Origin of the sequence: Shinella sp. M31, assembly GCF_049199205.1 — a bacterium.
Lineage (GTDB): Bacteria > Pseudomonadota > Alphaproteobacteria > Rhizobiales > Rhizobiaceae > Shinella.
The window spans coordinates 1-20,660 of the sequence record NZ_JBLZPH010000029.1 but is presented as its reverse complement, the minus strand read 5'-3'; the positions used below and the strand labels follow the sequence as shown (position 1 = coordinate 20,660).

The 20,660-nt window shown below is 66.1% G+C and carries 20 protein-coding genes; all 20 read left to right on the top strand.

Annotation, left to right across the window (positions count from 1 at the left end; genetic code table 11):
• The first annotated feature begins 14 nt into the window (after positions 1-14).
• On the top strand, positions 15-422 hold the full coding sequence (locus tag ACOZKU_RS04790) for a phage major tail protein, TP901-1 family (protein WP_421577884.1): 408 nt from the start codon (positions 15-17) through the stop codon (positions 420-422).
• Positions 422-778: a gene transfer agent family protein gene (locus ACOZKU_RS04785; protein ID WP_314087568.1), complete on the top strand. Its 357-nt coding sequence runs from the start codon at positions 422-424 to the stop codon at positions 776-778. The genes ACOZKU_RS04790 and ACOZKU_RS04785 overlap by 1 nt, the downstream gene beginning before the upstream one ends.
• Entirely contained in the window at positions 727-978 is a 252-nt protein-coding gene (locus tag ACOZKU_RS04780) for a rcc01693 family protein (protein ID WP_421577942.1), read from the top strand. The genes ACOZKU_RS04785 and ACOZKU_RS04780 overlap by 52 nt, the downstream gene beginning before the upstream one ends.
• A gap of 3 nt (positions 979-981) precedes the next feature.
• Positions 982-1,542 carry a phage tail tape measure protein gene (locus ACOZKU_RS04775; RefSeq protein WP_421577883.1) on the top strand — a complete coding sequence of 187 codons (561 nt, stop codon included), beginning with the start codon at positions 982-984 and terminating at the stop codon, positions 1,540-1,542.
• Positions 1,543-1,569: 27 nt separating this feature from the next.
• Positions 1,570-2,205 (top strand): phage distal tail protein, Rcc01695 family, encoded by a 636-nt coding sequence (locus tag ACOZKU_RS04770; RefSeq protein ID WP_421577882.1) that lies wholly within the window; start codon positions 1,570-1,572, stop codon positions 2,203-2,205.
• Positions 2,202-3,092 carry a DUF2163 domain-containing protein gene (locus ACOZKU_RS04765; protein WP_421577881.1) on the top strand — a complete coding sequence of 297 codons (891 nt, stop codon included), beginning with the start codon at positions 2,202-2,204 and terminating at the stop codon, positions 3,090-3,092. The genes ACOZKU_RS04770 and ACOZKU_RS04765 overlap by 4 nt, the downstream gene beginning before the upstream one ends.
• Positions 3,085-3,528 carry an NlpC/P60 family protein gene (locus tag ACOZKU_RS04760; RefSeq protein WP_421577880.1) on the top strand — a complete coding sequence of 148 codons (444 nt, stop codon included), beginning with the start codon at positions 3,085-3,087 and terminating at the stop codon, positions 3,526-3,528. Before ACOZKU_RS04765 ends, ACOZKU_RS04760 begins: the two co-directional genes overlap by 8 nt.
• A gap of 3 nt (positions 3,529-3,531) precedes the next feature.
• Complete coding sequence (locus ACOZKU_RS04755; RefSeq protein ID WP_421577879.1) at positions 3,532-7,215, top strand: baseplate multidomain protein megatron; 3,684 nt, start codon at positions 3,532-3,534, stop codon at positions 7,213-7,215.
• A complete protein-coding gene (locus ACOZKU_RS04750; protein WP_117369723.1) occupies positions 7,173-7,424 on the top strand; it encodes a hypothetical protein in 252 nt (83 codons plus the stop codon). The genes ACOZKU_RS04755 and ACOZKU_RS04750 overlap by 43 nt, the downstream gene beginning before the upstream one ends.
• 54 nt (positions 7,425-7,478) lie before the next feature.
• The gene (locus tag ACOZKU_RS04745; RefSeq protein ID WP_298100715.1) at positions 7,479-8,150 is read left to right on the top strand and encodes a response regulator transcription factor; all 672 of its coding nucleotides are present in this window, start codon (positions 7,479-7,481) and stop codon (positions 8,148-8,150) included.
• On the top strand, positions 8,140-9,558 hold the full coding sequence (locus ACOZKU_RS04740; protein WP_421577878.1) for an ATP-binding protein: 1,419 nt from the start codon (positions 8,140-8,142) through the stop codon (positions 9,556-9,558). The genes ACOZKU_RS04745 and ACOZKU_RS04740 overlap by 11 nt, the downstream gene beginning before the upstream one ends.
• 105 nt (positions 9,559-9,663) lie before the next feature.
• Positions 9,664-10,092, top strand: coding sequence for a hypothetical protein (locus tag ACOZKU_RS04735; protein WP_421577941.1), 429 nt, complete (start codon positions 9,664-9,666; stop codon positions 10,090-10,092).
• Positions 10,093-10,196: 104 nt separating this feature from the next.
• Positions 10,197-11,324 carry a c-type cytochrome biogenesis protein CcmI gene (gene ccmI, locus ACOZKU_RS04730; RefSeq protein ID WP_421577877.1) on the top strand — a complete coding sequence of 376 codons (1,128 nt, stop codon included), beginning with the start codon at positions 10,197-10,199 and terminating at the stop codon, positions 11,322-11,324.
• On the top strand, positions 11,321-11,770 hold the full coding sequence (ccmE, locus tag ACOZKU_RS04725; protein ID WP_298100707.1) for a cytochrome c maturation protein CcmE: 450 nt from the start codon (positions 11,321-11,323) through the stop codon (positions 11,768-11,770). Before ccmI ends, ccmE begins: the two co-directional genes overlap by 4 nt.
• On the top strand, positions 11,767-13,752 hold the full coding sequence (locus ACOZKU_RS04720) for a heme lyase CcmF/NrfE family subunit (RefSeq protein WP_421577876.1): 1,986 nt from the start codon (positions 11,767-11,769) through the stop codon (positions 13,750-13,752). The genes ccmE and ACOZKU_RS04720 overlap by 4 nt, the downstream gene beginning before the upstream one ends.
• Positions 13,749-14,207: a cytochrome c-type biogenesis protein gene (locus ACOZKU_RS04715; protein ID WP_421577875.1), complete on the top strand. Its 459-nt coding sequence runs from the start codon at positions 13,749-13,751 to the stop codon at positions 14,205-14,207. Before ACOZKU_RS04720 ends, ACOZKU_RS04715 begins: the two co-directional genes overlap by 4 nt.
• Positions 14,208-14,341: 134 nt before the next feature.
• Complete coding sequence (locus tag ACOZKU_RS04710; protein ID WP_421577874.1) at positions 14,342-15,919, top strand: Do family serine endopeptidase; 1,578 nt, start codon at positions 14,342-14,344, stop codon at positions 15,917-15,919.
• Between the two features lie 114 nt (positions 15,920-16,033).
• Complete coding sequence (locus ACOZKU_RS04705; protein WP_421577873.1) at positions 16,034-16,717, top strand: response regulator transcription factor; 684 nt, start codon at positions 16,034-16,036, stop codon at positions 16,715-16,717.
• Between the two features lie 4 nt (positions 16,718-16,721).
• Entirely contained in the window at positions 16,722-18,146 is a 1,425-nt protein-coding gene (locus ACOZKU_RS04700) for a sensor histidine kinase (protein ID WP_421577872.1), read from the top strand.
• A 32-nt stretch (positions 18,147-18,178) separates the two neighbouring features.
• Positions 18,179-20,660 (top strand): bifunctional [glutamine synthetase] adenylyltransferase/[glutamine synthetase]-adenylyl-L-tyrosine phosphorylase (locus ACOZKU_RS04695; protein WP_421577871.1); only part of this gene is annotated, 2,482 nt, incomplete at its 3' end.

Below are 20,660 nucleotides of genomic sequence, written 5' to 3'. Positions count from 1 at the left end.
GAAGGAACCTGATCATGGTGGCACAGAAGGGGCGCGATCTCCTGCTGAAGATCGAGAACGGAGCGGGCTTTGCGACCGTTGCCGGACTTCGCTCGAAGCGGCTGGCGTTCAACACGCAGATCGTCGACGTGACGGATTCGGATTCGGCGGGGCGCTGGCGCGAATTGCTCGGCGGCGCGGGTGTGCAGCGTGCGGCCGTCAGCGGCGGCGGCATTTTCAAGGACCAGGCATCCGACGCGCTGGTCCGCTCGGTGTTCTTCAACGGCACGATCTGCGACTGGCAGATCATCATTCCGGATTTCGGCACGGTTTCCGGTCCGTTCCAGGTGGCGGCGCTGGAATATTCCGGCGCGCATGACGGGGAAATCCTGTTCGAGATCGCGCTGGAATCGGCCGGCGCCTTGACCTTCGAGGCCGCCTGATGGGCGCGCGGGCAAACCGGCGGCGCGGCGAGATCGAGGCCTTTCTCGATGGCGAACGGCGTGTGCTGTGCCTGACGCTGGGCGCGCTTGCCGAACTGGAAACGGCCTTCGCCGTCGACAGCATGGCGGGGCTCGCCGAGCGTTTCTCCTCCGGCCGGCTGAAGGCGGAGGACCTCATCCGCATCATCGGCGCGGGGCTGCGCGGCGCCGGCAACCTGTTCAGCGACGAGGACGTGGCGGGCATGGCCGTGGCCGACGGGCTGGCCGGCTTTGCGCGCATCACCGCCGAACTGCTGCAGGCGACATTCGAGGCGGAGGGCGCGGCGGCAAACCCTCCGGTGCCGCATTCGACCTGAGCGCGGAGGCCGCTGCTTTCCCCTGGGAGGCGGTTCTTCACGCCGGGCTTTGCCGGATGCGGCTTCCCGCGAAAGATTTTTGGGCCATGACGCCGCGCGAACTGGCCCATGTGCTTGGCCTGCTGCGGCCTCTGCCGGCCGCCACGCGGCGCGAAGACCTGACGGCGCTGATGCAGGCCTTTCCCGACGAGAAGGAGTGAACCATGGCGCAAGCGGACAACCGGTCGCTTGATGGCACAAAGCAGACCGCCGAGCAGCTTTCGACGGTCTTCGATGACCTGGAGGTGCGTTCGCGCTCCTTCGGATCGGCGCTGACGGGCGCGTTGAGAGGTGCGGTCATCGACGGCAAGGGGCTGGAGGGCGTGCTGGCCGGGCTTGCCCGGCGGATGAGCGATATCGCGCTTTCGGCGGGACTGAAGCCGCTCGAGGGTATGTTGTCGTCTGGCGTTTCGGCGTTGCTCGGCCGTGTGACGCCCTTTGCCAAGGGCGGTGTCGTGGCAGCGCCGACCTATTTCGGCGGCGGCAGCGGCGGCGGGCTTGGCCTGATGGGCGAGGCGGGGGCGGAGGCGATCCTGCCTTTGAAACGCGGGCCGGACGGCGCGCTCGGCGTGGCGACGGAAGGCGGCGGCGGTGCAGGTGGAGGTGTGGGCGCGCGCATCGTCTTTAACGTGACGACGCAGGATGCGGCGAGCTTCCGCAAATCCGAAGGGCAGATCGCGGCCATGCTGACACGCGCCGTGGGGCGCGGGCAGCGCAGCCTGTGACGCCTCGTTTCACTATGGGAGACTGATATGCCAGGATTTCATGAGGTGCGGTTTCCGCTGCGCGTGGCACTCGGCACAAGCGGCGGGCCGGTGCGGCGCACGGATATCGTCAGCCTGTCCAACGGGCGGGAAAACCGCAACCGGCGCTGGCAGGATGCGCGGCGGCGCTACGATGCGGGCTCGGGCGTGCGCTCGATCGACGATCTCTACGCGGTGCTCGCCTTCTTCGAAGCGCGGGCGGGGCAGTTTTACGGGTTCCGCTTTCGCGATCCCGTCGATCACCGCTCCGGCGTGCCGGGGGGCTTGCCGGCGGCAGGCGACCAGCAGATCGGCACGGGCGATGGGGTGACGGCGGCGTTCCAGCTGGTGAAGCGCTATGCGGATGCGGGCGGCGCGACGGTGCGGGTGATCGAGAAGCCGGTGGCGGGTTCGGTGGTGGTTTCGGTGGCGGGGAACGCGGTGCCGGCGGCCGATTATATGGTGGATGCGGCGACGGGGATCGTGACCTTCAAGCCGGGCAAGGTTCCCGCGTCGGGTGTCATTCGCGCGGGGTTCGAATTCGACGTGCCGGTGCGCTTCGATACGGATCGCATCGATATCGATCTGGCGCAGTTCAATGCCGGGCGCATTCCCTCCATTCCGCTGGTGGAGATCAAGCCATGAGGACGATCCCGGCGGGGCTTCAGGCCCATCTCGACGGTGGGGCGACGACGCTCTGCCATGCCTGGCGGGTGACGCGGCGCGACGGCGTGGTGCTGGGTTTCACCGATCACGACCGCGATCTCTCCTTCGGCGGCACGGACTATGGGGCGGCGAGCGGCTTCGAGGCGAGCGAGGCGGAGGACGGCAACGGGCTGGCTGCCGAGAGCGGCGAGGTCTCGGGCGGCTTTTCCGCTGAGGCGATCCGCGAGACCGACCTTGCGGCCGGGCGGTATGACGGGGCGAAGGTCGAGGTTTTCACGGTCAACTGGCAGGATACGTCCGAGCGGCTGCTTTTGCGCACGGCGGAGCTGGGCGAGGTCAGGCGCGAGGGCGGGCTGTTCCGCGCCGAATTGCGGCGGCTGACGCATGGGCTCGACCAGGTGCGCGGGCGCATCTACGGGCACCGCTGCGATGCGGTTTTCGGGGATGGCAGCTGCGGTGTCGATGCCGCGGCGCCGGCCTATCGCGCCACGGCGACGGTGCTGGCGGTGCTCGATGAGATGCAGTTAAAGGTTGATGGCCTCTCGGGATTTGCCGAGCGGTTTTTCCGCTACGGCGTGCTGGCGGTGGCAAGCGGGGCGGCGGCGGGGCTTTCGGCCGATATCGAGGATCATCGCAAGGTCGACGGGGCAGACGAACTGGTGCTCTGGCTGCCGGGGCCGGTGGGGCTTGCCGCAGGCGATGCGCTGCAGGTGACGGCGGGCTGCGACAAGCGCTTTTCGACCTGCAAGGCCAGGTTTGCCAACCAGCTGAATTTCCGAGGCTTTCCGCACATGCCGGGCAGCGATTTCACCTATGGTTATGCCGATGGCGACACCGTGCATGACGGGAGGCCGCTTTATGAGTGACGGGGCAATCGGCGAGCGGGTCGTTGCCGTCGCGCGCGGCTTCATCGGCACGCCCTATCGGCATCAGGGGGCGCTGAAGGGTGTGGGGTGCGATTGTCTCGGGCTGATCCGCGGCGTCTGGCGCGAGCTTTACGGCGCAGAGCCCGAGGTACCCGCTCCCTATGCGCCCGACTGGGCGGAGCGGGCGGGCGAGGAGCGGCTGCTTCTGGCGGCCGTGCGGCATTGTGGGCCGGCTTTGCCGGTCGCAGCACTTCGGCCCGGGGATCTTCTCATCTTTCGCTGGCGCACCGGCGTGGCGGCGAAACATGCCGGCATCGCGGCGCCGGAAGGCCGGTTCATCCATGCCTATGAGCAGGCGGCGGTGATCGAATCGCCGCTCGTGCCTTGCTGGCGCCGGCGCGTTGCCGGCGTTTTTCGTTTTCCGGAGATGGTCTGATCCATGGCGACACTTCTTTTCCAGGCGGCCGGTGCGGCGCTCGGCAGCGTGTTCGGGCCGTTCGGCGCGATCCTCGGGCGCGCGGCGGGGGCGCTTGCCGGCTCGGTGGTCGATCGCTCGCTGCTGAACGGCGCAAGCAAGATTTCCGGCGCGCGGCTCGGCGACGGGCGCATTCCGGGCGCGGACGAGGGTACGGCGATGAGCCGCGTCTATGGCACGGCGCGGCTTGGCGGCACGTTGATCTGGGCGACGCGGTTCGAGGAGGAAGTGTCCGTCGAGCGCGCCGGCGGCAAGGCGAGCGGGCCGCGCGTCGAGACGTTCCGCTATTTTGCGAATTTTGCGGTGGGTGTCTGCGAGGGGCCGATCGCCGGCATCCGGCGTGTCTGGGCGGATGGGCGCGAACTCGACCTGACCGGTGTCGCGATGCGGCTGCACCGGGGGACGGCGACGCAGATGCCTGATCCGCTGATCGAAGCGAAGCAGGGGGCGGGCAACACGCCGGCCTATCGCGGGCTCGCCTATGTCGTCTTCGAGCGGTTGCCGCTCGATACGTTCGGCAACCGTATCCCCGTGCTGCAATTCGAGGTGCTGAAGCCGGTCGGGTCGCTGGAGGAGAAGATCCGGGCGGTGACGATCATTCCGGGCTCGAGCGAGCATGGCTACGATCCGCGACTGGTGACGGAGAAGCTCGGCAAGGGCAAGGGGCGTAACATCAATCGCAACACCCTCGTCGCGGCCACCGACTGGGAGGCTTCGATCGACGAGCTTTTGGCGCTTTGCCCGAACCTTGAGCGCGTCGGGCTGGTCGTCGCGTGGTTCGGGACGGATCTGCGGGCGGGGCATTGCCGCATCGTGCCGGGCGTCGAGGTATCAGTGCGCACGGATGAAAGCCGGCCGTGGAAGGTTTGCGGCATCGGGCGCGGCGCGGCGCGGGTGGTGAGCCAGAGCGGCGGCGGGCCGGCCTATGGCGGCACACCCTCCGATGCCAGCGTGGTCGCGGCAATTAAGGACCTCAAGGCGCGAGGGATCGAGGTCTATCTCTATCCTTTCGTTCTGATGGACGTGCCTGCAGGCAACAGCCTGCCGGATCCCTATGGCGGCGCGGCGCAGGCGCCCTATCCCTGGCGGGGGCGCATCACCTGTTATCCGCAATCGGCCAATGGCACCGCGGCGGCGGTCAGCCAGATCGCAGCCTTTGTCGGGAGCGCGGAGGCGGGCGATTTTTCGGTCTCGGGCGAGGCGGTGACCGGGCCGGCGGGCGACGAGGGCTTTCGCCGGCTGATCCTGCACTATGCGCATCTGGCAGAAGCGGCGGGCGGCGTGGACGGGTTCTTGATCGGCTCGGAGATGCGCGGGCTGACCTGGCTGCGTGACGGAACGGGCGGATTTCCCTTCGTCTCGGCGCTCTGCGATCTTGCGGCGGATGCGCGCGCTGTGCTGCGGCCGGCAACGAAGATCACCTATGCGGCGGATTGGAGCGAGTATTTCGGGTTCCAGCCGGGTGGGAGCGGGGAGGTGCGCTATCATCTCGACCCGCTCTGGGCCTCGCCGGCGATCGATGCCGTGGGGATCGACAACTACATGCCGCTCTCCGACTGGCAGGATGGCGATGTGCTCTCGGGTAACCTGGACGGGTTCCGGCATGGTGAGGACGTGGCGGCGATGCGGGGGCAGATCGCGGCGGGCGAGGGATTCGACTGGTATTATGCAAGTGATGCGGCACGGCGGGAGCGGGTGCGCTCGCCGATCACCGACGGGGCGGCGGGCAAGCCCGGGGTGTTCCGCTACAAGGATATCGAAAGCTGGTGGACGAATGTTCATCGGGAGCGCGGGGCTGACGGCGTGGAAATCGCCGGGCATACGGCCTGGGTGCCGCGGTCGAAGCCCATCTGGTTTACCGAACTCGGTTGTCCTGCGGTCGACAAGGGGCCGAACCAGCCGAATGTCTTCGTCGATCCGAAGAGTGCGGAGAACGCCTTGCCCTATTTCTCCGGCGAGGCGATCCTCGATCATTTCGATGCGGCGGCGGCCTATGGGCGCGCGACGGCGCGCTCGCGCCGCATGGCTGACGGCAGCGACCGGGTGTTGCGGCTGGCGCTGCCGGCGGTGCTGCATGACGGCGCGGCGGCCTCGGCCGTCGAGGCGGCGCTGCGCGATCAGCGGGCGGGGCAGCGCCGTATCAGCTTTCGTCTGCCGCCGACGGCGCTCGGCGTGACGCCGGGTGATGTCGTGCGCCTGACCGACGGGCCGGAGGGGCGTTTCCTCGTGACTGGCGTGACGGATGGCCTGGTGCGCGAGGTGGAGGCACGGGGGATTGCGGCGGGCGACAGCCCGGCCTTCGCACCGGCGGAAGGCGGGCGCTCTCCGACGGGCGGCGCGGGGCCGGCAGATGCCTTCGCGCCCGAGGTGGTGTTGCTCGACCTGCCGATCTTCGAGACCGGCGCGGCGGAGGATTTTGCGCGGGTCGCGGCCTATGCGAAGCCGTGGCGGGCGATGGTCGTGTCGAGTTCGGATGGCAGCGAAGGGTTCCGGGCGCGGGCGCGGCTGGAGCGTCCGGCGCGCTTGGGGTGGCTTGCGGCGGCACTTCCGGCCGGCGTTTTGGGGCGGTTCGATCCCAATCGCGAGATCGTTCTCGATCTGGCGTCGGGCGGGCTTTCCGCCGTCGATCCGCTGACGATGCTGAACGGGGCGAACCGGCTGGCGGTGCAGGCGCAGAATGGCGGCTGGGAGATCGTCGGCTTTGCCGGCGCGAGCGAAATCGCCCCGGGCCGCTGGCGGCTCACCACGCTGCTGCGCAGCCTGTTCGGCACCGAGGATGCGATGGCCTCGGGGCATCTTGCCGGCGCGCTGGCGGTGGTGCTCGACGAGGCTGTGCTGCCGCTCGGGCTCGATGGCGCGGAGGTGGCGCGCGTTTCGAACTGGCTGGTCGAGGCGGTGGGGGCGGCCGGCGGGCAGACGGGCCCCCTCGTCTTTGCCGGCGGGGAGCGGGCGCTGACGCCGCTTGCGCCGGTGCATCTTCGCGGCCGGCGCGGGGCCGATGGCGTGGTGCGGTTCTCCTGGGTGCGGCGCGGACGCATCGATGCCGATACCTGGCTTTCTGCCGATATCCCGCTCGACGAGCCATCGGAGGCGTATTGGCTGGAAATTCTCTCCGGGGGCTGCGGTGGTGCGGCGCGTCGAGACCGCAAGTCCCGATTTCACCTATGCGGCTGCGAGCGAACTTGCCGATTTCGGCGCGGCGCAAACGGCGATTCGCATTCGGGTGCGCCAGCTTGGCCGGGCGATCCCGCTCGGCGTGCCGGCGGAAGCCAATCTCACCGTTTGAACGAAAGGAACAGAGATGACCGACGAGACGAAACCCTGGTACATGTCGCGCACCGTTTGGGGCGCGCTGATCGCCATTGCCGCGTCGCTTGCCCATGCCGCCGGCATCGAGATAAAGGCGGGGGACGAGGCGGAATTGGCGGATCTTCTGGTGTCGGCGGCCGGCACGATCGGCGGGCTTCTCGCCATCTATGGGCGCATTTCGGCGCGTCGTCCGGTGCGCTGAAGGCCGCCCCAAAGTTCCGCGCCCCATTCATTTGCCATTCAGCGAGGATCGGTTATTGCTTGCATCCTAGTGATCCGCACCTGAAAGTATGTTCATGGCCTCGCCACTTCTCATCACCGCCCTCGCGGCCAGCCTGACCCTGCCGGGTCCCGTTCTGACGGGCACCGGGAGCGATGTCGTGCAGGCTGCGGGCGACTGCAGCGCGGCGGCGGCGCAGGTGGTGTCCGAGACAGGCGGCGAACTTCTCTCGGCGCAGCCGAAGGGTGATACCTGTGTGGTGACCGTGCTGGTGCCCGGCAAGGGCAATGCCCGGCCGCGCAAGGTGACGGTGCGCGTCCCGATGTAAGGCCGCCGGGCATTCGGCCCGGCGATGGAAAAGCAGAACGTAGAAAGAGGCCGAATGCGCATCCTGGTGGTCGAGGACGACGTCAACCTGAGCCGGCAGCTCAGCGAAGCCCTGAAGGACGCCGGCTATGTAGTGGACCAGGCCTTCGACGGCGAAGAGGGGCACTATCTCGGCGATACCGAGCCCTATGATGCCATCATCCTCGATATCGGGCTGCCGGAAATGGACGGCATCACGGTTCTCGAAAAGTGGCGTGCCGACGGCAAGGGCATGCCGGTCCTGCTTCTGACCGCCCGCGACCGCTGGAGCGACAAGGTGGCCGGCATCGATGCCGGCGCCGACGATTATGTGGCAAAGCCCTTCCATGTCGAGGAAGTGCTGGCCCGTATCCGCGCGCTGATCCGCCGCGCCGCCGGCCATGCCAGCGCTGATATCGTCTGCGGTCCCGTCCGGCTCGACACCAAGGGTTCAAAGGCGACGGTCAATGGCGAGGCGCTGAAGCTCACCTCGCATGAATACCGGCTGCTCTCTTATCTCATGCATCATATGGGCGAGGTCGTCTCGCGCACCGAGCTGGTCGAGCACATGTACGACCAGGATTTCGATCGCGATTCCAACACGATCGAAGTGTTCGTCGGGCGCCTGCGCAAGAAGATCGGCGTCGATCTGATCGAGACCGTGCGCGGCCTCGGCTACCGGATGCAAGCGCCGGCCAATGGCAAATAACGCCAGGCGCTCCCGTTCGCTCACCTTCCGCGTTCTCTTCCTCGCCTCGTTGTGGGCGGCGCTGGCGCTCATCGCGATCGCCGTCGTCATCTCGACACTCTATCGCCAGAGCGCGGAGAAGAGTTTTCGCGATCTTCTGCGCGCGCAGCTCTACAACGTCATCAATTCCGTCTCGACGGACGAGGCGACGAGGCTTTCCGGCACGCCGCAACTCGGCGATCTCCGGTTCTTCCAGCCGAAATCGGGCTGGTACTGGATCGTCGAGCCGATCGGCGGAGCGCTGGCGACGGAGACGTTGACCTCGGCGTCGCTCGGTACGGGCAGCATTCCGATCCCCGATACCGACAGCATTCCCTTCGACACGCGCTATGAGCGCTTCTATACGACCATCGATTCCTTCGGGAACGATGTCGAGGTGGGCGAGACGGAAGTGGTGCTGGATGACGAGGGGCGCACGGCGCGTTTTCGCGTGGTCGGCAACCGCGATGTTCTGGAGCAGGATATCGACGATTTTGCAGGCAGCCTCTATCTCGCGCTGGCAGGCTTCGGCGTCGGAAGCCTGATGCTCAACGCGGCGGCGATCCTCATCGGTCTTCGGCCGCTGGACCGGGCACGTAAGGCGCTGGAAAAGATCCGGGCGGGCGAGAGCGAACAGCTCGATGGCGATTTTCCCAGGGAAATCCTGCCCTTGGCGAGCGAAGTGAATGCGTTGATCGACAGCAACCGGCGCATCGTCGAGCGGGCGCGCATGCAGGTCGGCAACCTTGCCCATTCGCTGAAGACGCCGATCGCCGTGCTGCTCAACGAATCGCGGTTGATTTCGGCGCCGCAGGGCGAACTCGTAAAGACGCAGGCCGAGGCGATGCAGAGCCAGGTGCAATCCTATCTCAACCGCGCACGCATCGCCGCCCAGCGCGAATCCGTGCTGGCGCGCACGGAGGCGCAGCCGGTTCTGGAGCGGCTGGTGCGCGTGATGCGCAGGCTCAATGCCGAGACGGAGTTTCCGTTGACGGTCGATCCGCCGGGGCTGGTGCTCGCCATGGAGCAGCAGGACGTCGAGGAAACTGTTGGCAATCTCCTGGAAAACGCGGCGCGCTATGCCCGCACGGTGGTGACGTTGCGGGTCTTCGTGGCGCCGGCGGACGTGCGCGGCAACGACGAGGGGCGCAAGAACTGGGTCATCATCGAGGTGGAGGACGACGGGCCGGGCCTCGAACCGGACCAGATCCGCGAGGCGATGAAGCGCGGCAAGCGGCTCGACGAGAGCAAGCCGGGTACCGGGCTTGGCCTTTCGATCGTCAGCGAGATCGCATCGGAATATCAGGGCACCTTCGGGCTTTCGCGCGGGGCGGGCGGCGGGCTTCTGGCGCGCCTCGTGCTGCCGGCCGTTACAAAGGATGTTGCCTGAGGCGGCGGACAATGCAACAAGAGACGTGTTCGCGATAATAGGGATCGCGGGATGACGAATTGCCGGCTGTCAGCCGGCCTTGCAGGAAGAGAGACGGTCGAGCGGATGAAGACGGGTTTGCGCGGCGCCTTTTTCCCCCTCCTTTTGGCAGCAGCCACAGTCTCGGGATGCACGACCACGTCGGGCGGCAAGGCGACGGCCGGTGCCACGACGGTTGCGGCAGGCCCCGGCGTTTATATCACGGCGCTTCAGGGCGGGCTCGTCAGCCGCAACACCGCGACACAGCTTTCCAAGGCCGACATGCAGCGCGCGCTCGAAGCCGAGTATCGCGCGCTGGAAGCGGCCCCCGGCGGCCAGCCGGTCCTCTGGCAGGGGCAGGGTATTGCAGGATCGGTGGTGGCGGCAGCCCCCTATCAGGTCGGCTCGCAGAACTGCCGGCAATACAGCCACACGCTGACCGTCAACGGCCGCGACACCGCGACGCGCGGCGCGGCCTGCCGCAACGCGAGCGGCGCCTGGGAACCGCTTTCCTGACGAAACCGCCGGGCTATCCGGCCCTTGCGGCGAAACGCCTCAATTTTGCGTCATTGTTCCCGGGGGAATTGGAAACGCCGCGGCGTTCCAGTAATTGAACGATCATGCTTTTCTGGATTCTTGTCGCCATCCTGACCGCAGCCGTGGCCGCTGTCCTGCTTCTTCCCCTGCTGCGGCGCCCTTCGGCGTCCGCGAACGATGCCGGCCATGACGTCGAGGTCTATCGCGACCAGCTGGAAGAGCTGAAGCGCGACGAGGCGACCGGCCTGATCGGCGCCGCCGAAGCCGAGCTTGCCCGCGCGGAAGTCGCGCGCCGGCTGATCGCCGCAAGCAAGGCCGAAGCGAAGGAAAAGGCGCGCACGAGCGGGCGCAACCGCCTGGCGCAGGCCTTCGTCATCGTGGTGCTTCCGGCCATCGGGCTCTGTCTGTACCTGGCGACCGGCCGGCCGGACCTTCCGGCCCAGCCGCTTGCCGAACGCCTCGCCAATCCGGGCAACGACATCAACATCCTGATTGCGCGGGCGGAAAACCATCTGGCGCGCAACCCCGACGACGGCGCGGGCTGGGATCTCCTGGCGCCGATCTACTATCGCAGCAGCCGGATGGAAGATTCGGCCAATGCCTATGCGCAGGCGATCCGCCTGCTCGGCGAGAGCCCGGAGCGGCTGGACGGCTATGCGGAGGCGCTGATCGCGCTTGCCGATGGGGTGGTGACGGCGAATGCGCGCAAGCCGCTCGAAGCCTCGCTGAAGCTCAAGCCCGACAATCCGCGCACCCGCTACTATCTCGCCCTCGCTCTGGAGCAGGAAGGCAAGAAGCCGGAAGCGCAGGCGGCCTTCGAGGCGCTTGCCAAGGATTCTCCTGCCGATGCGGCCTGGCTGCCGCTGGTCAACAAGCATATCGCAGCCTTGGGCGAGGGCGGTGCGACCCCGGCGCTCGGCAACCCGACGGCGGACGATGTCGCTGCGGCGCAGGATATGTCGACGGGCGACCGCCAGCAGATGATTGCCGGCATGGTGGAAAACCTTGCCGCAAAATTGCAGGAAAATCCGGATAATTTCGAAGGATGGATGCGCATCATCCGTTCCTATGTCGTGCTGGATCAAAGGCCGAAGGCCGAGGCGGCTTTGCAGACGGCGCTGAAAACCTTCCCGGCCGACAGCGAGAACGGCAAACAGCTTCTGGCGCTGGCGCGGGACCTGTCGATTTCGGTTGAGGGCAACACACAATGACGCGCAAACAGAAGCGCCTGGCAGTCATCGGCGGCGGCGTCGCCTTTCTCGTGGCGGCGGTGCTGCTCGTCATGTTCGCCTTCAGCCAGTCCATCGCCTATTTCTATGTGCCGGGCGATCTCGCCAAGGCCAACCTCGCGCCGGGCACCCGCATCCGTCTCGGCGGCCTCGTCGAGGCCGGCACGGTGAAGCGCGGCGAAGGCTCGACGGTGACCTTCACCGTCACCGATACGCTCTCGACAGTGCCGGTGACCTATACCGGCATTCTGCCCGACCTCTTTCGCGAAGGCCAGGGCGTCGTGGCGGAGGGCGCATTCGGCATGGACGGCCTGTTCGTCGCCGACACGGTGCTTGCCAAACATGACGAGACCTATATGCCCAAGGACGTGGCGGACCGCCTGAAGGCGCAGGGTGTGGAACTCTCCGGCAAGGAAACGATCAAATGATCATCGAGCTTGGACACTATGCCCTGGTTCTGGCGCTCGCGACGGTCCTCATCCAGGCGGTGCTGCCGCTGATCGGCACGATCCGCAATGATCGCTCGCTGATGGCCGTGGCCCCCGCCGCGGCCCTTGCCGGTTTTCTGCTGGTGCTGTTCTCCTTTTCGGTCCTGACCTTCGCCTATGTCGTATCCGACTTCTCGGTCGTGAATGTCTGGGAGAATTCGCACTCGCTGAAGCCGATGATCTACAAGATCTCCGGCGTCTGGGGGAACCATGAGGGCTCGATGCTGCTCTGGCTCCTCATCCTCGTCTTCTTCAGCGCGCTTGTCGCCACCTTCGGCAGGAACCTGCCGGAGCGGCTGCGCGCCAATGTCCTGGCCATCCAGGGCCTCATCTCGACGGCCTTTGCGCTGTTCATCCTCCTGACCTCCAACCCCTTCATCCGTCTTGCGCCCGCGCCGGCCGAGGGGCGCGACCTCAATCCGGTGCTGCAGGATGTTGGCCTCGCGATCCATCCGCCGCTGCTCTATCTCGGTTATGTCGGCTTCTCTGTCTGTTTCTCCTTTGCCATCGCGGCGTTGATCGAGGGACGGATCGATGCCGCCTGGGCGCGCTGGGTGCGCCCCTGGACGCTGGCCGCCTGGAGCTTTCTGACCGCCGGCATCGCAATGGGCTCCTATTGGGCCTATTACGAACTCGGCTGGGGCGGCTGGTGGTTCTGGGATCCAGTGGAAAACGCCTCCTTCATCCCCTGGCTCGCCGGCACGGCGCTGTTGCATTCCGCGCTCGTCATGGAAAAGCGCGAGGCGCTGAAGATCTGGACGGTGCTGCTCGCCATCCTCACCTTTTCCATGTCGCTGCTCGGCACCTTCCTCGTGCGCTCGGGCGTGCTGACCTCGGTGCATGCCTTCGCGACGGACCCGACGCGCGGCGTCTTCATCCTCGCCATTCTCGTCTTCTTCATCGGCGGCGCGCTGTCGCTCTTCGCCTTCCGCGCCGCGACGCTGAAGGCCGGCGGGCTCTTCGCGCCGATCTCGCGCGAGGGGGCGCTGGTTCTGAACAACCTGATCCTGACGACGGCGGCGGCGACGGTGCTGACCGGAACGCTCTATCCGCTGGTGCTGGAAGCGCTGACGGGCGAGAAGATTTCCGTCGGCCCGCCCTTCTTCAATTTGACCTTCGGCCTCCTGATGCTGCCGCTCCTGCTCGCCGTGCCGTTCGGGCCGCTGCTGGCCTGGAAGCGCGGCGACGTCTTTGCGGCCGGGCAGCGGCTGTTTGCGGCGGTGGCCGTTGGTCTCGTCGTCTCGGCTGCCGTCGTTTATGCGCATGGTGGCGGGCCGGTTCTGGCCTATTTCGGTATTGCCATCGGCTTCTACATGATCGCCGGCTCGCTCACGGATCTCTGGATGCGCGCGGGCATCGGAAAGGTGAAGGGCAATGTCGCTTTCCGCCGCTTCGTCGGCCTGCCGGGTTCGGCCTTCGGCACGGCGCTTGCCCATATCGGTGTCGGCGTGACCGTCATCGGCGTCATCGCGGTGACGGCGTTCGAGACGGAGCATGTCGTGGAGATGAAGCCGGGCATGCAGGTGGAGGCTGGCGGCTACATGCTGACCTTCGACGGCATGCGCCGCGGGCAGGGGCCGAACTATTCGGAAGAGTCCGGCCACTTCACGGTGGCGCAGGGCGGCGTGACGGTCACGGATATCTGGTCCTCCAAGCGGCTCTATACCGCGCGCCGCATGCCGACGACGGAAGCCGGCATCCGCACCTTCGGCCTCAGCCAGCTTTATGTCTCCCTCGGCGATGCGATGGCCGATGGCGGCATCGTCGTGCGCGTCTGGTGGAAGCCGATGATTCTCTGCATCTGGATCGGCGCGCTGATCATGATGGCGGGCGGTGCCGTCTCGCTCTGCGACAGGCGCCTGCGTGTCGGTGCCCCGCAGAAGGCGCGCAAGGTCAAGCCCGTTCTGGAGGCGGCCGAGTGATGCGCCGCCTGCTCATCGTCTTCGCCTTCCTGCTGACCGCGTTTCCGGCCTTCGCCGTCAATCCCGACGAAGTGCTGGCCGATCCGGCGCTGGAGGCCCGTGCGCGAACGCTGTCGTCACAGCTGCGCTGCATGGTCTGCCAGAACCAGTCGATCGACGATTCCAATGCCGAACTCGCCCGTGATTTGCGCCTCCTCGTGCGCGAGCGCCTGAAGAACGGTGACAGCGACCAGGCGGTGATCGATTATGTCGTCTCGCGCTACGGCGAATTCGTGCTGTTGAACCCGCGCCTGCGCGGCGAGACGCTGCTGCTCTGGGGTGCGCCGATCGTGCTGTTCCTCGCCGGTGCGACGGCGATGATCCTGTTCGTACGCAAACGCGGCGGAAAGCCGACGGGAACGCCGCTGTCCGACGTGGAAAAGGCGGAGCTGGAGCGCGCCCTCAAGGGTGACTAGCGCGTTTTCGCCCGGATTTTTCCAACATTACCAAAAATTCATGCGGCGGATAGTGTGCCGTAATGTGCGCCGTCCTATCTCTTCTCTCATGAGCCGCCGAATGCGGCCACGACATGAGAGAAAAGGTGCAAAGAATGTCCAAGATTTCAGCATTCCGTCCAGGCCTCAAGACCGTCCTGAAGACGACAACCGTCGCCGGGCTTGCGGCCGTGATGCTTGCGACCGGCATTCCCGCCACTGTCAGCCAGAGCTTTGCGGAAGCCGTTTCCGTCGAAGGCCCGAAGGTCGCGAGCTTTGCCGATGTCGTTTCGGCCGTTTCCCCGGCCGTCGTTTCCGTCCGCGTCCAGTCCGATATCAAGCCGGCCAATGACGAGAGCAACTTCTCGTTCAATTTCGGTGGCCGCGGCTTTGACGAACTGCCCGACGATCATCCGCTGAAGCGCTTCTTCCGCGAATTCGGTGGCCAGGATGACATGCATGGCGACCGCGGTCCCGGCCGCCAGTTCGGCGATCGCGGCGATGACCGTCGCGGCCCCGGCCGCAAGCCGCATCTGCGCCCGACTGCGCAGGGCTCCGGCTTCTTCATCTCGGAAGACGGCTATATCGTCACCAACAATCACGTCGTCAGCGACGGCTCGGCCTTCACGGTTGTCATGAACGACGGCACCGAGCTTGATGCCAAGCTGGTCGGCAAGGACAGCCGCACGGACCTCGCCGTTCTCAAGGTTGAGGAAAAGGACAAGCGCAAGTTCACCTATGTGGACTTCGCCGACGACAGCCAGATCCGCGTCGGCGACTGGGTCGTTGCCGTCGGCAACCCCTTCGGTCTTGGCGGCACGGTGACGGCCGGCATCATCTCGGCGCGTGGCCGCGACATCGGCTCCGGCCCTTATGACGACTACCTGCAGGTGGACGCTGCCGTGAACCGTGGCAATTCGGGCGGCCCGACCTTCAACCTCTCCGGCCAGGTCGTCGGCATCAACACCGCGATCTTCTCACCCTCGGGCGGCAATGTCGGCATCGCCTTCGCCATTCCGGCATCCGTCGCCAAAGGCGTCGTCGCCAACCTGATGAAGGACGGCAAGGTCGATCGCGGCTGGCTCGGCGTGCAGATCCAGCCGGTGAGCCGTGACATCGCCGACTCGCTCGGTCTGGCGGAAGCCGCCGGTGCGCTGGTCGTCGAGCCGCAGGCCGATTCGCCCGGCGCCAAGGCCGGCATCAAGAAGGGTGACGTGATCACCGCGCTCGATGGCGAGCCGATCAAGGACCCGCGCGATCTCGCCCGCCGCGTCGCGCAGATCGCACCCGGCAAGAAGGTCGAGATTTCGGTCTGGCGTGACGGCAAGTCCCAGAACATCCCGGTCGAGATCGGCACGCTGGCCGGCGAGCAGATCCAGGCTGCGACGAGCACCGACGAGGCTGAGCCGGAAACCGCGCCGAGCGAACAGGCTCTGGCCGACCTCGGCATCTCGGTCACCCCTGGCGATGACGGCCTGACGGTTTCCTCCGTCGATCCGGACTCGGATGCCAGCGACCGCGGCCTCAAGGAAGGTGACCGCATCACCTCGGTCAACAACCAGGTGGTCAAGTCGGCTGACGACGTCGTAAAGGTGCTGAATAGCGCCCGCAAGGACGGCCGCTCCAAGGCGCTGTTCCAGGTCGAGACCAAGGATGGCAGCCGCTTCTTGGCGCTGCCGATCGACCAGGGCTGATCGGCTCCATAGCCCTTTTGAACGGCGCCGCGGAATCGCAAGGTTTCGCGGCGTCGCTGTCTCCAAGGCCCGGTTCTAGCCAAGGCGTGGCGAACGTGCTGTAAGGTTCGTACGATGAAGATATTGATTGTGGAAGACGATCTGGAGGCCGCCGCCTATCTCTCGAAGGCCTTTCGCGAGGCGGGCATCGTGCTCGACCACGCGAGCGACGGCGAGAGCGGCCTCTTTCTGGCAACCGAAAACAGCTATGATGTGCTGGTCATCGACCGCATGCTGCCGCGCCGCGACGGCCTGTCGCTGATCACCGAGCTGCGCCGCCGCAACATTCATACCCCGGTGCTTATCCTCTCGGCGCTCGGCCAGGTCGATGACCGGGTGACGGGCCTGCGCGCCGGCGGCGACGACTATCTTCCAAAACCCTATGCGTTCAGCGAGTTACTGGCGCGTGTCGAGGTTCTCGGCCGCCGCAAGGGCACGCCGGACCAGGACATGGTCTATCGCGTCGGCGATCTCGAGCTCGACCGGCTCTCGCACACGGTCAAGCGGGCGGGCAAGGAAATCCTGCTCCAGCCGCGCGAGTTCCGCCTGCTCGAATATCTGATGAAGAATGCCGGCCAGGTGGTGACGCGCACCATGCTGCTCGAAAACGTCTGGGACTATCATTTCGACCCCCAGACCAATGTCATCGACGTCCATGTCTCGCGGCTGCGCTCGAAGATCGAGAAGGATTTCGATCAGCCGCTGCTGCGCACCGTGCGCGGCGCGGGATACATGATGAAGGACGAGGCGGCGGGCTGACCTCATGAACGGACTGCTCGGCCGCCTGACCGTTCTCTACCGCACCACGGCGGTGCGGCTTTCCGCCGTCTATCTCCTGCTGTTCGCCATTTGCGCGGCCTTCCTCGTCTTCTACGTCTCGACCATGTCCGAAGGCTTGCTGCGCCAGCAGATGCGCGATGCCGTGGCCCAGGAAGGACAGCAGATCGAGGCGATCTTCGAAAAGAGCGGTATGAACGGCCTGTTGCGCACGCTCGAGCGCCGCGCCCGCCAGCCGGGCGCCAATCTCTATATCATCGCAAGCCCGACGGGTGAGGTGCTGGCCGGCAACGTGGCCTCGCTGCAACCCGGCGTGCTGGATACGGAAGGCTGGACCGAGACACCCTTCCTCTACCAGCGCTATCAGGAGGAGGCGCGCGGCAACAAGCGGCCTATGGCCTATGCGCAGGTGGTGGTGCTCTCCAACGGGCTGCGCGTGCTTGTCGGTCGCGATCTTGGCGAGCCTGAGAATTTCCGCAAGCTGGTGCGACAGGCGCTGATGGTGGCGCTCGGCGTCATGGGCATCGGCGCGCTCGCCATCTGGTATCTCATCGGCCGCAACGCGCTGAAGCGCATGAATCGCATGTCCGGCGCCAGCCAGCGCATCATGGCCGGCGACCTCTCGCAGCGCCTGCCGACCAGCGGGTCCGGCGACGAGTTCGACCGTCTCTCCGAATCGCTGAACACAATGCTCGGCCGCATCGAAAAGCTCAATGAAGGGCTGAAGCAGGTCTCCGACAATATTGCCCATGACCTCAAGACGCCCTTGACCCGTCTGCGCAACAAGGCGGAAGCCGCGCTTGCCGGCGACGACAAGGCCGACTACCGCACGGCGCTCGAGGAGATGATCGGTGAGTCCGACCAACTGATCCGCACCTTCAATGCGCTGCTGATGATCTCGCGCGTCGAGGCGGGGCAGGCACCGGCTGAGATGAGCACGATCGATATCAGCGGTATTGCCCGCGACAGCGCGGAACTCTATGAGCCCGTCGCCGAGGACGGCGGCTTGCGTCTCGTCACCGAGATCGCCGAGGCGATCGAAATCAAAGGCAATCGGGAACTCGTCGGCCAGGCGCTTGGCAACCTCATCGACAACGCGATCAAATATGCGGAGGGCGGCGGGGGCGAACCGGAAATCCGCGTGTCGCTTTCGCGCCGTGACGGCGACGTCGTGCTTGCTGTTGCCGACAACGGCCCCGGCATACCCGACGACAAACGCGACGACGTGGTGAAGCGCTTTGTTCGTCTCGATGCCAGCCGCTCGAAACCCGGTACCGGCCTCGGCCTGTCGCTGGTCGGCGCGGTCATGGAGATGCATCACGGCCTCCTGGAACTCGATGCCACTCATCCCGAGCGGGAAAACAATCGGGGGCTGACCGTCAGGATGGTTTTCCCTATCCGTCCGGACTGATACATCTCGTCCGTTGAGGACGAGGAGATATCATGAGCGTGACGGAAACGACGCGGTTTTCCGATCTTACGGCTTCCCCCATCCGGCCGCTTAGCCAGACGGAGGTCAAATCGGTCCTGTCCGATCTCAAGGATTGGGCGAAGGACCACGCCGCCATCGCAAAGCTCATCGGCGAGGATGGCCCGCTCAAGGATTTCATCGTCGCCGCCTTCACGCTGTCGCCCTATCTGCGCGACACCGCCCGCATCGACCCGCGTCTGCTGGTTCGCGCGCTGGAGGAGCCGCTCCTACCGGCCATAGACGCCGCCATTGCCCGCGCCCGCACGGCCTGGCAAACCTCGGAAGGCGAGGTGACGGAAGGCGTGCTGATGACCCGGCTGCGCATCGCCAAGCGCGAGGTCGCCTTCCTCACGGCGCTCGCCGATCTCGCCCGCATTTTCGACGCACGCCGCACCACCGCTCTTCTTACCGCATTGGCCGAGGCGGCGACTTCCGCAGCCATCGACCACCTTCTTCTCTCGGCCCACCAGAGCGGCAAGCTGAAACTGCCCGATCCGGCGCGGCCGAGCGACAAATCCGGCTTGATCGTGCTCGGCATGGGCAAGCTCGGTGCCGCGGAACTCAACTATTCCTCCGATATCGACCTCGTCGTCTTCTACGATCCAATGGCCGAGGTCGCCGTGGATGCGAGCGAAGCGGTGGAAACCTTCTCGCGCCTCGTGCGCCGCCTCATCCGCATCATGCAGGAGCGCACGGCGGATGGATATGTCTTTCGCACGGACCTGCGTCTTCGGCCCGATCCCGGTGCGACACCGCTCGCCATCTCCTTCGATTCGGCCATGCTGTATTACGAAAGCCGCGGCCAGAACTGGGAGCGTGCAGCCTTCATCAAGGCCAAGCCGATTGCCGGCGACATCAAGGCGGGCGAAGCCTTCCTCAAGGGCCTGACGCCCTTCGTCTTCCGCAAATATCTCGATTATGCGGCGATCGCCGACATTCACTCCATCAAGCGGCAGATCCATGTGCACAAGGGCCATGGCGAGATCGCGGTGAAGGGGCATAACGTCAAGCTCGGTCGCGGCGGCATTCGGGAGATCGAATTCTTCGTGCAGACCCAGCAGCTCATCGCGGGTGGCCGTGTGCCTGCACTTCGCCTGCGCGCCACCGAGCCGATGCTGGGAGAACTGGCTAAGGCTAACTGGATCGACCCGGCGACGGCCAGCGAATTGACGGAGGCCTACTGGTTCCTGCGCGATGTCGAGCACCGCATCCAGATGGTGCGCGACGAGCAGACCCATCTCCTGCCGGACACCGAGGCGGAACTGAAGCGCATTGCGTTCATGCTGGGCTTCGAGGACACCGGCAGCTTCTCGGCGAGACTGGTCGAAGTGCTGAAGACCGTCGAACGGCGCTATGCGGCGCTGTTCGAGCAGGAGGCGAAGCTGTCCTCCGAAACCGGCAACCTGGTTTTCACCGGCCAGAAGGACGATCCCGATACGCTGGAAACGCTGAAGCGCCTCGGCTTCGAGCGCCCCGCCGATATTTCCCGCACCATCCGCACCTGGCACTACGGCCGCTACCGTGCCACGCAATCCGTCGAGGCACGCGAGCGGTTGACGGAGCTGACGCCGCAATTGCTGCGCGTCTTCGGCGAGAGCAAGCGGGCGGATGACGCGCTGTTGCGCTTCGACAACTTCATCTCCGGCCTGCCGGCGGGCATCCAACTCTTCTCGCTGCTCGGCAACAATCCGGCGCTGCTCTCCCTCATCGTCAACATCATGTCGTCGGCGCCGCGCCTTGCCGAGGTGATCGCGGCCAAGCCGCATGTCTTTGACGGCATGCTCGATCCCGGCCTGCTCGCCGAGCTGCCGACACGCGCCTATCTTGCCGAGCGCATCGAGGGCTTCGTCTCCGGCGCGCGGCACTACGAGGAAATCCTCGACCGCCTGCGCATCATCGCCGCCGAGCAGCGCTTCCTCATCGGCATCCGACTGCTGACGGGCGCGATCTCCGGCAAGCAGGCCGGCCGCGCCTTCACCCATGTCGCCGATCTCATCGTCGCCGCGGCGCTGAAGGCGGTGCTGGACGAGGTGGAGGCGGCGCATGGTAAATTCCCCGGCGGGCGCGTGGCGCTGGTCGGCATGGGCAAGCTTGGCAGCTTCGAGCTGACGGCCGGCTCCGATATCGACCTGATCCTGCTTTACGATCATGACAGCGATGCCTTCGAGTCTGATGGCGCCAAGCCGCTCGACAACATGAAATATTTTACCCGCATCACCCAGCGGCTGATCGCTGCCCTGTCCGCCCCGACGGCGGAAGGCGTGCTCTATGAGGTGGACATGCGGCTGCGCCCCTCCGGCAACAAGGGGCCGGTCGCGACCCGCATCACCTCCTTCGCCAAATATCAGGCCGAGGAGGCCTGGACCTGGGAGCATATGGCGCTGACCCGCGCCCGCGTGCTGTGCGGTGACGAGAGCCTGACGAAAGAGGCGGACGACATTTTCCGCACCGTGC

Coding starts and splice junctions, on each gene's coding strand:
- ACOZKU_RS04760 (WP_421577880.1), top strand. CDS start 3,085: ATGAGTGACGGGGCAATCGGCGAGCGGGTCGTTGCCGTCGCGCGCGGC.
- ACOZKU_RS04740 (WP_421577878.1), top strand. CDS start 8,140: ATGGCAAATAACGCCAGGCGCTCCCGTTCGCTCACCTTCCGCGTTCTC.
- ACOZKU_RS04755 (WP_421577879.1), top strand. CDS start 3,532: ATGGCGACACTTCTTTTCCAGGCGGCCGGTGCGGCGCTCGGCAGCGTG.
- ACOZKU_RS04770 (WP_421577882.1), top strand. CDS start 1,570: ATGCCAGGATTTCATGAGGTGCGGTTTCCGCTGCGCGTGGCACTCGGC.
- ACOZKU_RS04705 (WP_421577873.1), top strand. CDS start 16,034: ATGAAGATATTGATTGTGGAAGACGATCTGGAGGCCGCCGCCTATCTC.
- ACOZKU_RS04745 (WP_298100715.1), top strand. CDS start 7,479: ATGCGCATCCTGGTGGTCGAGGACGACGTCAACCTGAGCCGGCAGCTC.
- ACOZKU_RS04735 (WP_421577941.1), top strand. CDS start 9,664: ATGAAGACGGGTTTGCGCGGCGCCTTTTTCCCCCTCCTTTTGGCAGCA.
- ACOZKU_RS04700 (WP_421577872.1), top strand. CDS start 16,722: ATGAACGGACTGCTCGGCCGCCTGACCGTTCTCTACCGCACCACGGCG.
- ACOZKU_RS04790 (WP_421577884.1), top strand. CDS start 15: ATGGTGGCACAGAAGGGGCGCGATCTCCTGCTGAAGATCGAGAACGGA.
- ccmE (WP_298100707.1), top strand. CDS start 11,321: ATGACGCGCAAACAGAAGCGCCTGGCAGTCATCGGCGGCGGCGTCGCC.
- ACOZKU_RS04750 (WP_117369723.1), top strand. CDS start 7,173: ATGGCCTCGCCACTTCTCATCACCGCCCTCGCGGCCAGCCTGACCCTG.
- ccmI (WP_421577877.1), top strand. CDS start 10,197: ATGCTTTTCTGGATTCTTGTCGCCATCCTGACCGCAGCCGTGGCCGCT.
- ACOZKU_RS04785 (WP_314087568.1), top strand. CDS start 422: ATGGGCGCGCGGGCAAACCGGCGGCGCGGCGAGATCGAGGCCTTTCTC.
- ACOZKU_RS04710 (WP_421577874.1), top strand. CDS start 14,342: ATGTCCAAGATTTCAGCATTCCGTCCAGGCCTCAAGACCGTCCTGAAG.
- ACOZKU_RS04775 (WP_421577883.1), top strand. CDS start 982: ATGGCGCAAGCGGACAACCGGTCGCTTGATGGCACAAAGCAGACCGCC.
- ACOZKU_RS04720 (WP_421577876.1), top strand. CDS start 11,767: ATGATCATCGAGCTTGGACACTATGCCCTGGTTCTGGCGCTCGCGACG.
- ACOZKU_RS04765 (WP_421577881.1), top strand. CDS start 2,202: ATGAGGACGATCCCGGCGGGGCTTCAGGCCCATCTCGACGGTGGGGCG.